Origin of the sequence: Mucilaginibacter antarcticus (assembly GCF_042686155.1) — a bacterium.
Taxonomy (GTDB): Bacteria; Bacteroidota; Bacteroidia; order Sphingobacteriales; family Sphingobacteriaceae; genus Mucilaginibacter; species Mucilaginibacter antarcticus.
On record NZ_JBHUON010000022.1, the window covers coordinates 60,644 to 74,367 of the forward strand.

The 13,724-nt window shown below is 40.8% G+C and carries 17 protein-coding genes and 1 tRNA gene; 9 read left to right on the forward strand and 9 right to left on the reverse strand.

Going from position 1 to position 13,724, the window contains the following annotated elements:
* Window positions 1-27: 27 nt before the first annotated feature.
* The 3 genes from ACFSYC_RS15990 to ACFSYC_RS16000 all read right to left on the reverse strand — a co-directional run bounded on the left by ACFSYC_RS15990 (window position 28) and on the right by ACFSYC_RS16000 (window position 2,812).
* A complete protein-coding gene (locus tag ACFSYC_RS15990) occupies window positions 28-561 on the reverse strand; it encodes a hypothetical protein (protein WP_377129630.1) in 534 nt (177 codons plus the stop codon).
* Window positions 562-603: 42 nt separating this feature from the next.
* Window positions 604-2,412 carry a DNA polymerase III subunit gamma/tau gene (locus ACFSYC_RS15995; protein WP_377129631.1) on the reverse strand — a complete coding sequence of 603 codons (1,809 nt, stop codon included), beginning with the start codon at window positions 2,410-2,412 and terminating at the stop codon, window positions 604-606.
* A gap of 118 nt (window positions 2,413-2,530) precedes the next feature.
* On the reverse strand, window positions 2,531-2,812 hold the full coding sequence (locus tag ACFSYC_RS16000; RefSeq protein WP_377129633.1) for a hypothetical protein: 282 nt from the start codon (window positions 2,810-2,812) through the stop codon (window positions 2,531-2,533).
* Between the two features lie 228 nt (window positions 2,813-3,040).
* Between ACFSYC_RS16000 and rpsF the strand changes: the two genes are divergently transcribed.
* From rpsF to mtgA, 4 genes are all read left to right on the forward strand, one after another.
* Window positions 3,041-3,406: a 30S ribosomal protein S6 gene (rpsF, locus tag ACFSYC_RS16005; RefSeq protein ID WP_377129635.1), complete on the forward strand. Its 366-nt coding sequence runs from the start codon at window positions 3,041-3,043 to the stop codon at window positions 3,404-3,406.
* Window positions 3,406-3,669: a 30S ribosomal protein S18 gene (gene rpsR, locus ACFSYC_RS16010; protein WP_191162967.1), complete on the forward strand. Its 264-nt coding sequence runs from the start codon at window positions 3,406-3,408 to the stop codon at window positions 3,667-3,669. The genes rpsF and rpsR overlap by 1 nt, the downstream gene beginning before the upstream one ends.
* 17 nt (window positions 3,670-3,686) lie before the next feature.
* Complete coding sequence (rplI, locus tag ACFSYC_RS16015; RefSeq protein ID WP_377129637.1) at window positions 3,687-4,130, forward strand: 50S ribosomal protein L9; 444 nt, start codon at window positions 3,687-3,689, stop codon at window positions 4,128-4,130.
* Window positions 4,131-4,300: 170 nt separating this feature from the next.
* Window positions 4,301-4,990 carry a monofunctional biosynthetic peptidoglycan transglycosylase gene (gene mtgA / locus ACFSYC_RS16020; protein ID WP_377129639.1) on the forward strand — a complete coding sequence of 230 codons (690 nt, stop codon included), beginning with the start codon at window positions 4,301-4,303 and terminating at the stop codon, window positions 4,988-4,990.
* Between the two features lie 120 nt (window positions 4,991-5,110).
* Here mtgA and ACFSYC_RS16025 read toward each other — a convergent pair whose 3' ends face one another.
* Entirely contained in the window at window positions 5,111-5,599 is a 489-nt protein-coding gene (locus ACFSYC_RS16025) for an ABC transporter ATPase (RefSeq protein WP_377129641.1), read from the reverse strand.
* A 47-nt stretch (window positions 5,600-5,646) separates the two neighbouring features.
* Here ACFSYC_RS16025 and ACFSYC_RS16030 point away from each other — a divergent pair, with 47 nt between their 5' ends.
* Complete coding sequence (locus tag ACFSYC_RS16030; RefSeq protein WP_377129643.1) at window positions 5,647-6,126, forward strand: hypothetical protein; 480 nt, start codon at window positions 5,647-5,649, stop codon at window positions 6,124-6,126.
* Here ACFSYC_RS16030 and ACFSYC_RS16035 read toward each other — a convergent pair whose 3' ends face one another.
* The 3 genes from ACFSYC_RS16035 to ACFSYC_RS16045 are packed head-to-tail and all read right to left on the reverse strand — an operon-like array spanning window position 6,127 to window position 8,716.
* Window positions 6,127-6,915, reverse strand: a complete 789-nt coding sequence (locus tag ACFSYC_RS16035) for a (Fe-S)-binding protein (RefSeq protein WP_377129645.1) — start codon at window positions 6,913-6,915, stop codon at window positions 6,127-6,129. It abuts the gene before it with no gap.
* Window positions 6,916-6,918: 3 nt separating this feature from the next.
* Window positions 6,919-7,392 carry a DUF2750 domain-containing protein gene (locus ACFSYC_RS16040; protein ID WP_377129647.1) on the reverse strand — a complete coding sequence of 158 codons (474 nt, stop codon included), beginning with the start codon at window positions 7,390-7,392 and terminating at the stop codon, window positions 6,919-6,921.
* Window positions 7,393-7,414: 22 nt separating this feature from the next.
* On the reverse strand, window positions 7,415-8,716 hold the full coding sequence (locus tag ACFSYC_RS16045; RefSeq protein WP_377129649.1) for a 4Fe-4S dicluster domain-containing protein: 1,302 nt from the start codon (window positions 8,714-8,716) through the stop codon (window positions 7,415-7,417).
* Window positions 8,717-8,924: 208 nt separating this feature from the next.
* Between ACFSYC_RS16045 and ACFSYC_RS16050 the strand changes: the two genes are divergently transcribed.
* The 3 genes from ACFSYC_RS16050 (at window position 8,925) to ACFSYC_RS16060 (ending at window position 10,771) form a co-directional block, all read left to right on the forward strand.
* Window positions 8,925-8,997, forward strand: a tRNA-Phe gene (locus tag ACFSYC_RS16050).
* Window positions 8,998-9,252: 255 nt separating this feature from the next.
* Window positions 9,253-10,110: a sigma-70 family RNA polymerase sigma factor gene (locus tag ACFSYC_RS16055; protein WP_377129651.1), complete on the forward strand. Its 858-nt coding sequence runs from the start codon at window positions 9,253-9,255 to the stop codon at window positions 10,108-10,110.
* Between the two features lie 304 nt (window positions 10,111-10,414).
* Window positions 10,415-10,771: a response regulator gene (locus ACFSYC_RS16060; RefSeq protein ID WP_377129653.1), complete on the forward strand. Its 357-nt coding sequence runs from the start codon at window positions 10,415-10,417 to the stop codon at window positions 10,769-10,771.
* A 201-nt stretch (window positions 10,772-10,972) separates the two neighbouring features.
* On the opposite strand, the gene ACFSYC_RS16065 is transcribed toward ACFSYC_RS16060, so the two are convergent.
* Complete coding sequence (locus tag ACFSYC_RS16065) at window positions 10,973-11,452, reverse strand: hypothetical protein (protein WP_377129655.1); 480 nt, start codon at window positions 11,450-11,452, stop codon at window positions 10,973-10,975.
* A gap of 197 nt (window positions 11,453-11,649) precedes the next feature.
* Window positions 11,650-12,510: a hypothetical protein gene (locus ACFSYC_RS16070; protein ID WP_377129657.1), complete on the reverse strand. Its 861-nt coding sequence runs from the start codon at window positions 12,508-12,510 to the stop codon at window positions 11,650-11,652.
* Window positions 12,511-13,106: 596 nt separating this feature from the next.
* Here ACFSYC_RS16070 and ACFSYC_RS16075 point away from each other — a divergent pair.
* Entirely contained in the window at window positions 13,107-13,547 is a 441-nt protein-coding gene (locus ACFSYC_RS16075) for a hypothetical protein (protein WP_377129659.1), read from the forward strand.
* Window positions 13,548-13,724 lie beyond the last annotated feature (177 nt).

Sequence of the window (13,724 nt, forward strand, 5' to 3'; positions counted from 1 at the left end):
TGACAAAGCCGCTAATAGCGGCCTTTGTTATTTATAAAAAATAATGTGGTATGCTTTGCGTACACTCTTTGCATTTACATTGCTTGGGTTTTCATCTAAAGCTATCCAAACCATTGATCTGGAGTTTAAGCGCGTTATCCAAACGGGAAAATTTCCGCTACGTGAAAATAAATCCTTGGGTAGCTTTATAAATAGCACATTTTGTGAGGTGCTTAGCTCATACTTGCCTGATGAACCGGCTGTATTTGCCGGCAGGCCGGTAAAGCTAAACGTTTGGGGGGTGTCGTCTAAAGTAATGTCGTTAAATAAATGTGTGCCGGTGGGGGCGCCTGAAATTACTACATCATTGTCATCATAATATTCAATTATGGTATTCGATACTTTCCAGGTAGAGGTTAGGTAACTATTATATATTTGTTTTCTGATTACCGTAATGCCCAACACTGTATCGTCATCATTGGGATTGGTGGAGCTTGGTGGTATACTATCAAGCTTTTTACATGCTGCAGTAAGCATATACAAGGCAAATATTATAAACCATGTTTTACTTACCCTTTCCACTTTTAATTGAATATTTACTATAAAGGTAATGTTTTGGTTTACCTAATCAAAATCAAGGTTGAAACGCTTTCTTAACTCATCCAGTTGCGGATTTTTGGCAACCATGTGCTGATATTTCTCTTGCGCGGTGTACGGTCGTTTAATGGCAACCTGTTTATCAATACGCGCGTTAACATCAAGGTCGAAATTTTTTAGTGCGCTGCGCATATGATTCAAAAAGTCAGCCCTTTCTTCTTTAAAAAGGTCGTCCTGTAATTTATTGGCAACCGCAATTTCATAGGAGGTAGGGCTCAGCATTACCGGTACTTCGGTGGTAAATACGGGTAGCAGGTTCATTTTATTTGCGGCTTTAACTTTACCTGCATAAACATGCCATTCCCTCAAAAAGTCATCAAAACCGAAAGCTTCTTTCGCTTCGCCTTTTAAATAGGGGTCTTCCTCTTCCCCGGTACTTTCAGTATAATTACCAATATCCTTAAGCGATGGTATTTTTATAGCGGTTGATGCACCTGCGTTTGGTATAAATGCGATCTTGGGTTTTTCAGCAGCGGCTTCTTTTACCGGCTGTGGCATGGGCGCCGTAACAGGTGCGCTAAGTTTTGGCGACGGTGTATAAGTAGCCTGCGTATCATTAACCATAGCTATCTCATTAGCCGGTTGTGCCGGTTTTTGAGAGACTATCGCTGTGGTATCAGGTTTTTTTTTTAGCTGCTCGTTGTCGGGCATTGCATTTAGCGGCGTTGTGGCCAGGCTAAAAACAGAGGGCAGATGACACATTTTGAGCAACGCCATCTCTACCTGCAGTCGCTGATTTTTGCTCAGCTTGTAATTCAGATCGCATTGGTTGGCAATATTCATGGCCGACAGTAGAAACGACACACTTGCCGCTTGCGATTGCTGTAAATATTTGGCTTTAATATTCTCGCTTACCTCAAGCAGTTTTAACGTTGATGTATCCTTGGTAACTAAAAGGTTGCGAAAATGCTCTGAAAGGCCCGATATAAAGTGAGCGCCATCAAAACCTTTACCCAGGATCTCGTCAAAACATAACAATGTTTTTGCACTGTTCTCGGTCAATAAACTGTCAGTTATACTGAAATAGAAATCGTAGTCAAGTATATTAAGGTTGTCAATAACCGAGCGGTAGGTAACATTAGCGTCAGAGAAGCTGACGATCTGATCAAACATCGACAACGCGTCTCTTAAACCGCCATCAGCTTTTTGGGCAATAATGTGCAGGCCGTCATCTTCGTACTTAATGTTTTCTTTATGTGCGATAGATGCCAGGTGAGTAGACATGTCATCAACGCTGATGCGGTTAAAATCAAAGATCTGGCAACGCGACAGGATGGTAGGCAGTATTTTATGCTTCTCGGTAGTTGCTAAGATAAATATGGCGTAATGCGGTGGTTCTTCCAGCGTTTTCAGGAAAGCGTTAAACGCCGCCTGCGATAGCATGTGCACCTCATCAATAATATACACTTTATAACGTGCCCCCTGCGGCGGTATGCGTACCTGCTCTATCAGGCTGCGGATATCGTCAACGGAGTTATTGGAAGCTGCGTCAAGCTCATGGATATTAAAGGAGTTGCCATTTTGAAATGAGCGGCACGAGTCGCACGCGCTGCAGGCTTCGCCATTGGGCTGTAAATTGGTGCAGTTTATGGTTTTGGCAAGGATACGTGCGCAGGTAGTTTTGCCCACACCACGCGGCCCGCAGAATAAAAAGGCTTGTGCAAGCTGATTGTTCTTAATTGCGTTTTTAAGGGTGTTGGTTATATGTTGCTGACCGACAACGGTTTCAAACGTAGCCGGGCGGTATTTGCGTGCCGAAACAATAAAATTATCCACAGCAACTAAGGTAGTAACATTTTATATTTCCTGAAAGAGGGGTAAAGGATTGTGGAGAAATGAGTGATGGTGTCAAGACTTGCAAAGTTTTAATACTTCGTAAGTCTGTCCCGGTAAATCAAAAATCTTCCTCTTCAGGCAAATGATCAGCATCCGGATCGGGGTTGGTAATATCATATTTACTTTCAGCGTCCGGCTCATTTAGATCGTCATCAACCCTAACCGAATTTAAATCGTCAAGATCTGCGGCGCGGTCGTCAAAGTCTTCGTCCTCTTCGTCGTCTTCAAGTTGACTTTCCATACCCTCATCGTCATCACCCGCTCCCTGAAAATAAATAGTGTCATACATAAAGGTGTCATGACTGGTTGAGGCTTGGCTTTCTATAAAATCAAATTCCATGGCTGCAATATTTGGTAACTAAATGACAACCGAACTTAGCTGAATGTTTTATGCCTGATGTTAAAAGTGTGTTTTATTTCGGTTAACTATGGGGATGTTTATGTTGTCTATAAATAGTGTTGATAAAGCTGCTTGTTTTCTGCATGTTGTATTGCATAAATCAAAATATCTTACTACATTTGCAGCCCCGAATTGTCGGGATAAATAATTAAAAAGCAAAGTATAACAATGCAACAGTACGAAATCGTGATCGTTCTAACCCCGTTGTTGTCAGAAGAAACTGCTAAAGAGGCAATAGCCAAATACAGCAAAACTCTTACTGACGGCGGAGCCGAAATTGTCCAAGAGGATAATTGGGGTTTGAGAAAATTAGCGTACCCTATTCAAAAGAAAACTACAGGGTACTATCACTTAACTGAATTTAAGGCTCCAGGTGATTTAATTAATAAATTGGAAGTCGAGTTAAGACGCGATGAGCGTGTTTTACGTTTCCTGACCATAGCTTTGGACAAACACGCCATAGCTTACAATGACAAAAAACGCAGTGGTGCTTTTAACAAGAAACCTGCAGCTAAAGTGGAGGAAGCAAACTAATGGCAAACGACCAAATTAAATACGTAACCGCCCCTAAAGTAGAGGATAACCGTAAAAAATACTGCCGTTTCAAAAAGAATGGTATCAAGTATATTGATTACAAAGACGCTAACTTTTTGTTAAAGTTTATTAATGACCAGGGTAAATTATTACCACGTCGTTTAACTGGTACTTCATTAAAGTTTCAGCGTAAAGTGGCACAAGCGGTTAAACGCTCACGCCACATTGGTTTGTTACCTTACGTTACAGACTCATTAAAATAATCGGGAGGTAAAAGACAATGGAAGTTATTTTAAAACAAGACATAAAAAACCTGGGTGATAAAGACGATGTAGTAACCGTTAAACCGGGTTACGGCCGTAACTTTTTATTCCCTAAAGGTTATGCTATATTAGCTACCGTATCTGCACGCAAAGTTTTGGCCGAAAACCTTAAACAAGCTGCATTTAAACAAGAGAAAATACGCAAAGACGCTGATGCTATTGCTGCCCGTTTAGAAGGTATTACCTTATCTATTGGCGCTAAAGCTGGCGAAACCGGTAAAATATTCGGCGCTATCAACACTATTCAAGTTGCTGATGCATTGAAAAAAGAAGGTTTTGACGTAGATCGTCGTCGTATTACGTTTGATCAGGAGCCTAAATTTGTTGGTGATTACACCGCAATAGTTAACCTACACAAAGAGGTTAAAGTACAAGTTCCGTTTACAGTAGTAGCAGAATAATTTTGTCCCGATAGCTATCGGGATCGGATTTAAGAATATAAAAAGGTGTTGAGTTTTGCTCAACACCTTTTTTGTTTTTACACCACAGCAAGGCTTTGGTCTGAACGAAAAATCGGATTGAAATCCGAAATCAAACAATCAAAATCCGAAATAATCAATAATTTCGCTGCATGAAAGGTTTAGGCAAGCTCATTTGGCGCTTTGTTAAATTATTTGTGATTTTCTTTGTGGGGGTAACCGTGTTTTGGGTTATTTTTTATCGCTTTATTAACCCACCTGTAACCTGGCTTATGCTTACCAGGGGCTTTGAGCAAAAGGCTGACAGCAAGCCCTGGAAGATAGATAAAGATTGGCGCGACTTTGACGACATAGCCGACCAGATGAAACGCGCTGCTGTAGCTGCAGAAGATGCCACTTTTCTTGAAAACCATGGCTTTGATTTTCATGCGATAGAAAAAGCCATTCAAAAAAACTCGCGTAGCCGTAAGTTAATAGGGGGCAGCACTATATCGCAGCAGACAGCTAAAAACGTTTTCTTGTGGCCCGGCCGGTCGTGGATTCGCAAAGGGTTTGAAGCTTACTTTACTTTACTCATAGAAGTATTTTGGAGTAAACGCCGCATTATGGAAGTCTACCTCAACGTAATTGAAATGGGCGATGGTATATACGGCATACAGGCTGCATCGCAACATTATTATCATAAAGATGCAAGTCAGTTAACCAAATCACAAGCGGCGGCTATTGCGTCTATTTTTCCACTTCCGTTAAAATGGTCGCCAACCAATCCAAATAAGCGGGTGGCGCGCAAGCAGTATTTGATAAGGCAAAATATGCGGAGGTTAGGGCCGCTGGATTTTTAGAGCCTAAATCCCTACAGAGCACTAAATAAAAGATTGGTCAGCCTGAGCGATAGCGAAGAACCTGCAAGAATATGTTTCGCGGCATGGAAGATGCCTAGGTCCTCAATACGACTATAAAGGTTATGGTGCTACAACCAAATCTCTAAAGAGCTGTATGTGCCAGCTATCTTTAAATGGTACTTCCCACTTATTTTGCAATTCGCTTAAATTTTGCACCAGGTTGTTGTAAACAATGGTGTTGGTGTTAATGGTGCCGTTTTTCAGCAGCTCTTCAAAACCATGGCGTGGCAGCGATAATACTTCGTCAGCATCGCGGTAAGCCAGGTTAAAACGGTCAAACAGGTTAATGTTAAACTCTTTCTCTAAATCTTGCATAAAACGGACAGATTTATCTATAGAGCAGCCGCTGGCGCCGGCTTGGGTTTCGTCAATTATGAGTATCAAAAACCGGTTATATCGTACTTCGCCCCTTGCTTTAAGCTGGTTGTTATGCGCAGTCCATTGGGTAGCAAAAGCATCCAGGCGTTGCTGTACTTGTTGTACCACATCATCAGTTAGTTTTTTGTCTGACTGATAGACCCATACTCTTGAATTTGTTGAAAACTCCATGCGACAAATTTACCAAATTATTGATTGAGGGACGTATTTTTGTTGTCATGGTAAAATCAGTTCTACCTAAAACCCAAAAGGCGGTGGTTATTTTTTCTGTTGTTGTAGCAGCGGCGCTGAGCTTCTGCTTTTGCTTTGCTGCCGATGCCGACTGGCTAAGCTGGGCTAACAGATGCCTATTCCAATCCTTCGACGCGACTGCGGACAGTAAACTAAAAAAGTGGGAGTTAAGCATTAATGACGAATCTTTTATCCGCCTGCGTAAAACCTATCAAACCGGCAAGCAAGAGTATTTCTCGTTTAATCTGCAACGCCTGGAAGATATGGAGTACCTGGGTAACACTAATGGCGGTACCCTTAAACTAAAAGCAAAGTCCGACGATATTATTGTACAAACGTATAATGATAAAAAGGGCAATGTAGATACGATGGCCAGCGAACTCAATATACCTGTAAAAAATATAGAGCCAGAGCGACTTGACAGCCTTAAAGCGGCTTTTGATTATTTTAAAACGAAGAGCTTGTAGCTACAAGCCATTGGCCCTTGCTGTTATCTCCGCAATGTCCAGCACTTTTATCTGATCTTCTTTGTTATGGTTTTTAACACCATCACTTAACATAGTCATGCAGAAGGGACAGGCAGCAGCAACCACCTGCGCGTTAACGGCTATTACCTCGTCAATCCGCTCCATGTTGATGTCCTTGTCACCTTTCTCGGGCTCCTTAAACATTTGGGCGCCGCCGGCACCGCAACATAGCCCATTACTTTTGCAGCGTTTCATTTCCACCAGTTCGGTATCTAAAATCTCCAAAGCTTTGCGTGGAGCCTCGTAAACATCATTGCCGCGGCCAAGGTAACATGGGTCATGGTAGGTTATGCGTTTGCCTTTAAAGCTTTCGCCGCCTTCGGCTTTCAATTTCCCTTCGTCAATTAGCTGTTGTATCAGCTGCGAGTGATGGATCACTTCATAAGTGCCACCCAAGCCCGGATATTCATTTTTGATAGTGTTAAAGCAGTGTGGGCAGCCGGTTACTATCTTTTTAATATTGTAGCCGTCCAGCACCTGTATGTTTGCCATAGCCTGCATCTGGAACAAAAATTCGTTGCCGGCGCGTTTGGCGGGATCGCCGGTACAGCTTTCTTCAGTCCCCAAAACGGCATAGCTAATACCCACATGCTGCAAAATTTTACAGATATCACGCGTTATTTTCTGCGCCCGCTCGTCAAAGCTGCCTGCACAGCCAACCCAAAATAAAATTTCGGGTTGTTGGCCTTGCGCGGCCATCTGGGCCATGGTGGGTATTGATAAAGTCATGGTTTATTCTTTGTCGCCCTCGCCTTCTTCTTCTTCGTTGTCGAGAGATAGTCTGATATCAGCAATAAACTCATCTATACCGGCATGATTTGCAAACTTAATGGCCGACTGAATAACCTTTAGCTGCTCCAATATATCAACCGCTAATTGAAATGTGTTAACCTCTATACCAGACATATTAGCATCCCAGTTAATACCTGCCAGCAAATCATCATCGGCCATGCCCAGGCACCAGCTTTCTAAAAAATCAACCAGTGGAATCTCTGTCGGGGTGTAATCGCGCCAATCATCTTTGGCGCAAGCTTTTGCATAAGCCCGCTCAGACCAAAACGGCACTACGGTACTCTCCTCATTATTGGCAGCGTGCGAGTTAGCCCAACCTTTTTTGTTTAAAAGCCCCCATACTATTTTTGACGCTGCTACTTTGGCTACAAACAGGTCATATCTTGATTCTAATTTTGTGGTATCTGGTGTCATTTTTATAATAAATTGATTTGTCTTAATTTTTATCTGCCCAGTTAAGTCTGTCGGCGTTACTATATTTCCATGGCGCGCCATTGTTTTCTATATTGCCAAACATATTGTTCAAACTTGCAGGCGCAGCCGATTCTTCCATCACTAAATAACGGCGCATATCGGTAATAATTTCGAGGGGGTTAATGTTAACCGGGCAAGCCTCTACGCAGGCGTTACAGGTAGTACAGGCCCAAAGTTCTTCGCGGGTGATGTAGTCGTCAAGCAATGTTTTGCCATCTGTAAAACCCTTCCCATTTACGGTAATACTTTCGCCAATTTCTGTTATTCTGTCGCGGGTATCCATCATGATTTTGCGTGGAGACAGTAATTTACCCGTGATATTTGCCGGGCAAACGGACGTGCACCTGCCGCACTCAGTGCAGGTATAGGCTTCCATTAGGTTTTTCCAGGTAAGGTCAGTAGCGTCCTTGGCCCCAAAGCGGATAGGCTGATCAGTGGCAGCTGGTACGAAGGATGGATCAAGCATTGCCTTTACCTCGTTGGTTACTGACGCCATATTAGTGAATTTGCCCTTAGAATCTAAATTAGAATACCAGGTATTAGGGAAAGCCAGCAGGATATGAAAGTGCTTGGAATAAGGCAGATAGTTTAAAAAGGCCAGTATCCCCAGGATATGAAACCACCAACATACCCGCTCTATAATCAACAGCGCTTCCGGCCCGTCAGGTAAAATAGGAGCGATGATACTGCTCACCGGAAAACTGCCCGCTTTTAGATAATGTTCAAATTGCAGCGCCTGTAGTTTATAATCAGCTGCATTCATGGTTAAAAATGCGGCCATAAGGCATATTTCTATAAATAGAATATAGTTGGCATCGGTTTTTGGCCATTCGGTCATTTCAGGGCCGCTAAATCGCTTTAAACGAATAATATTGCGCCGGGCAAGAAACACTGTGCATGCCAGCAGAACCAACATCGCAAGAATTTCAAAGCTGCCGATCAACAACGGATATAGGCCGCCTAAAGGTTTTGAAAATACACGGTGCGAGCCAAACAGCCCGTCTATAGTGATCTCTAACACTTCAAGATTGATAACCACAAACCCTACATAAATACAGAAATGCATTACGGCGGCTACCGGCCGTTTAGTCATTTTGGTTTGGCCGAGCGCTACTTTGGCCATAATCAACCAACGCTCGGCCGGGCGATCACTGCGGTTAACATCCCTGCCCAAAAGTATATTGCGGCGCACCTTACCTATGTTTTTGCTAAACAGGTAAATCGCGGCAACGAGTATGAGGCTAAATAGGATCTGCGAAATCATTATGCGTGCATAGTAATTGATCAAATATACCTTTAAAAGGTAATTATTTAATTAGGCGAAGACATTTACAAGCCCAAATGTTTTTTTGCAAACGTAAATGTTTGATTTACTGAATATTTATTTGAAAGCTGAAAAATATGTGAAAGAAACTTAAAAAAAAATTAGCGATAAATAAAAAAAAAGCTACATTTGCAATCCCGAAACGGACGGTACCATAGCTCAGATGGTAGAGCAAAGGACTGAAAATCCTTGTGTCACTGGTTCGATCCCAGTTGGTACCACAAAAGGCTAAGCTCATTTCTTAATTGAAATGGGCTTTTTTGCTTTATAAAGCTTTCTATATCACAGGCCTACCTTTGCTCAATAATATATATATCACCACCCATTCCCAGTCTTTATATTCTACTATAGAATATAAATGAGATCGTGAAGTGAGATATATTCTTTATCACTTAAAATTGTGACGTATTATTGAATAATAAGCCTCATATAAATAGTACCTTTGCTTTTTGCAAAACTGCACTTAAATACCTCCCATGAGACAGCTAAAAATCACCCAATCTATTACCAACCGCGAATCGCAATCACTGGATAAGTATCTTACAGAGATCGGAAAGGTGTCGATGATTACAAGTGATGAGGAGGTAATTCTAGCTCAAAAAATACGAGAAGGTGATCAGGTTGCGCTGGAACGACTTGCAAGTGCAAATCTGCGTTTTGTGGTATCTGTGGCGAAGCAATATCAAAATCAAGGATTGACATTAGGTGACTTGATTAACGAAGGCAACCTGGGCCTGATTAAGGCCGCTGGTCGCTTTGACGAAACTAAAGGATTTAAATTTATTTCCTATGCCGTTTGGTGGATTCGACAGGCGATACTATCAGCAGTATCCGAACAGTCCCGTTCTGTGCGATTACCGTTAAATCAAATTGGAAACCTTAACAAAATACGAAAAGCACATTCCATCCTTGAGCAACGATTTGAAAGAGAGCCAACTCAGGAGGAATTGGCGGAAACCTTAGAGACAACCGTTGAAAGAATAGCCGATTCTATGCGTAATTCAGGCAGGCAGGTATCGATTGATGCTCCATTTCAAGTGGGTGAAGAGGGCACGCTTTTAGACGTTATGCATAACGATGGACCGGCAACTGACAATGAGCTGATGCAAGACTCGTTGGTTACAGAACTACGCCGATCATTATCGTTACTCGCTGGCCGTGACCGTGAGGTGCTTACTTTATTATATGGATTAGAAAACCAATCGTCACATAGCCTTGAAGAAATCGGTGAGAAACTAGATTTAACAAGAGAGCGTGTACGGCAGATTAAAGATAAGGCATTGGAGAAAATGAAAAAATCTTCAAGAAGCGGTGTCTTACAATCTTACTTGTAAGTTATACAAAACTACTCAGGCTGACGTTAGCCGTACGGAATCGCCCATCATATCGCTAAAGGCTATTAGGTTTAATTGCCTCAACTGCTTGAGCTGTAGTTGCCGTTGCAGGCAGCTACAGATAATGGTATCTAAGCCTGCTGTATTAGAGCTACTTTATAAGTTATTACCCCAGACAATGAATATCCAACTATTCGATTCCAAGTGGTAAATGGTTAAAAAAATTGCTTTAAACAATATTTATTTAAACAATATTTCATAAGATTTGTAGTAGGTCTGTATGAACAGACCCTACCACACATGTTTGTTGATTGATGACAATCCATTAGACAATCTTATAAACTCTTGTATTCTCAAACGAGGTAAATTTGCAGATGAAATAATTATCAGCGAGTTCCCCGAAAGTGCATTGTCTTTATTGAAAGAAGGCACCATTCACCCGGATGTTATTTTTCTGGATATTAAGATGCCAAAAATGGACGGCTTTGAGTTCTTGCATGCTTACGACAAAATAGATATTGACAAAGAACACACGAAAATATTCATGCTATCATCTTCTATTGACCCTGCTGACATAAATCGCGCTGAAAAAAATAAGTATGTAACAAAGTATATTAGCAAAGTGTTGACACCGGCCAAGTTATTAGAATTGGCCAGTTAGCAATTACAAAAGACACCAGTAGATATTAATTCGGGAATCGCAAGTTTACTGTTTATATAAACTGTCAGACGTTGAATTGTCATTAAACTTCTTCCCTTTTTGTAAATACCTATATGGATACCGTAATCCGCCCTGTCATGATGCCTTGGTTTTGGATATTACCTTGAAACGAAGTCGCCTTATGATGGTATACACTTGATCTTAGACCTTGGCTGGGAGTAGCATAAGTGTATCTGATAACTTAACCGCATCCAATTTAAGCAATTTGTCTTTTGATTTAGAACGTTTTAGCAATGCAAATTCCCCGTATATGTCCACCAGTTCAAGGTGTTCAGTGATTGCCATAATGTTAAACTCAAGTAAGCCCAATGATGCTTGAAAGCTTTTTAACTTTATCTCGACTCTTTCTATTCCGAAGGCACCCTGACCAATGACGTTTTTTACTAATAGTACTCCTTTTAGACTCCTATATAAGCTTTCCCTATAGCGCTTATTAACAAAGTGATTAATAGACGGAAGAGGTGTTTCCATTGAATGATCTTTATCGGCCCTACAATTAGTACCCAAAGATGCTAAATGTTTCGCTATAGCTTCAAAGTGTGGTTGAATGTTAAGTTGTTGAGCATCTTCAATGCAATTGATAGCTAATTTACGAGCTAAGCGGATTCGTCGCGTATTCATGATATAAGGTTTAAGGAACAACAAAGATAAATTCACCTTATTGCAACTCGTCATTTTAAAGTAAGAACTAAATACTATTTGCACCGGATAGTATGTAGTCCAAAACACAGATGAGAATCGCTGGTGATTGCAAGTGTACTGTTGGTTCAGAAGTTGTTAAAGCCTGATCCGACTACCACTATTATTTCGACTCTAAACTATAATACGTTGCCGCTATATACGAGCTTTGGCTGGACTGCTAAATGTTCCCACTGCGTATATACTCTGTCGGCCAACCAAAGGGCGATAGAACCACTAAGTGACAGTTTTTCGGCGTTCGCTATACTGTCAATCCAAATTGTTTTAATGCCAAGTATTTTACCTATCAAAATTCCAAGTAGGCCCGGGGCTGCTCCAGTAGTAATAATTACTTGAGGCCTTAGAAACAAAATGTAGGCGGATACTTTCATGATGCATCCTAATAACTTAAATTTACTGTCTTTATTAGCGTCAGGAACAGTATGAAATGAGTATCCTAGCACAGTCTCTTTTAATGATTGGTTATTGGAGATGAAAGAAACGCTCTTTCCTTTGAATAACGGCATAATTCTTAATAGCTCGATCCAATGTCCCCCTACGGATGCGATCGCTAATATATTTGCCTTTCTTTCTTCGAAATCCAAATCGATCAGCGGCATCAAAATGCTGCATAGGCTGCGGCTGCATAGGAAAGCTAAGAGAACAATCAAAGAATAAATAAAAATCAATTCGAAAGCGACTTGAATGCTTAGCGCAAATGCCGAGATTAATATGATATGCAAGATCACACTTCGCCAGGTGGCTTTATAAATATCGCTTAGCTGGTACATCGAATACTCACTGTAAAGCCGGAACAGCATCGTGCTTAAGAACCATGAAGCCCATATAACCGACACTAAAACATAAGTGTCGTGAGCGGTAAGTGTAAATGATCCTAGGCTTATTGCCGCGTGAAACCCGGCAAACAAACATAGGTTTAACAAGATAAAATCTGTGAGGGCTAGAACGGCCCGCAATAGCGATAGTTGACTTATAGGCATAGGTTGTAATTTTTGTCTAATCAACCAACTTTAATGCCAATTATTGCAATAGTTTTAAACATTGTAGTTATATGTTAATATAATTGCATTTTATCGGTTCTGGTTTGAAGGTAGGATCGATATAAGTTTCATGAAAATCACTTAGATTCACTCGGTTAGTGTATAAAATACACTTATAAATTCATTTCTGTGTAAAATATAGCTTATAAACACTTTAAGCAAAAGCAGGATTCTCAACTAAAAACGTTGTAGTTAATTGATAATGATCGAGTAATAAACTACCCCACTTAGGGCGTAATTTCCCCGTAGTTAAATGGTTAAATTATAAGACGTACCCCCTTTATTTTCGTCAACTGGTCTACAGCGTAGCAAATGGCCTTTAATTCCTTGGTGAGTTTCAAAACGCTGAAGATGTTATTTCGGTGCATTTTTGTTGCACTTATCTTTCAGGTTATCAACAATGGTATTAAAAATGTAGTTAAATGGTAAAGCAAGGACTAAAATCCTTGTGTTAATGGGTTGATCCCCATTGGTACCACAAAAGCGCCTCAGATTTTCTCTGGGACGTTTTTTTCATTAACTTCCGCCTGGATTATATGACAACCAAAACTTTTTTAATTTCCATCGGCTTGGTAAGTGTTTTACTGATAACCTCATGCAAAACATATTACATACCCGTCGAGAGTTTTAAGCAGCAGCTTGAGAGCCCCGCTGCCGTTTTAACCAAACAGGTGACTACCAGGTTGCCATACGGTTTTCGTGAAACGTACCGGGCGATGTCAATCGATTTTATTAAATGTTTTGACAAAGATGGCAATGAGGTTTCTTTGAAAAATTCTCCTTCCGTAGAGATAAGATTTACTGATAATGATAATAGAAAGACTGTATTTTATTTTGATCGTCTTTCCCTGAAAGGCGACACAATAACGGGCGGACAATCAAGATTTATCTCGTCTATGACAAAGAGCATTCCGTTGAGCAAGGTGAAGCTGATTGAGATACAAAATGCCAAACGTGGTTTAAAGTATGTTAAGTGATTGCCTTGAAAGATGCAAATTTGTTGGCATATAATATTAGCAACCTATTACATTTAAACAGAAAAGCCTCCCGATTTATTGAGGACACTGAAAAAGTAATTCAATAAAACGTATTACGAGAAGCGATCAAGAGAAAAGGTAACTTTTACTTGGTCGTTTTTTTGTTCAGATTTATTT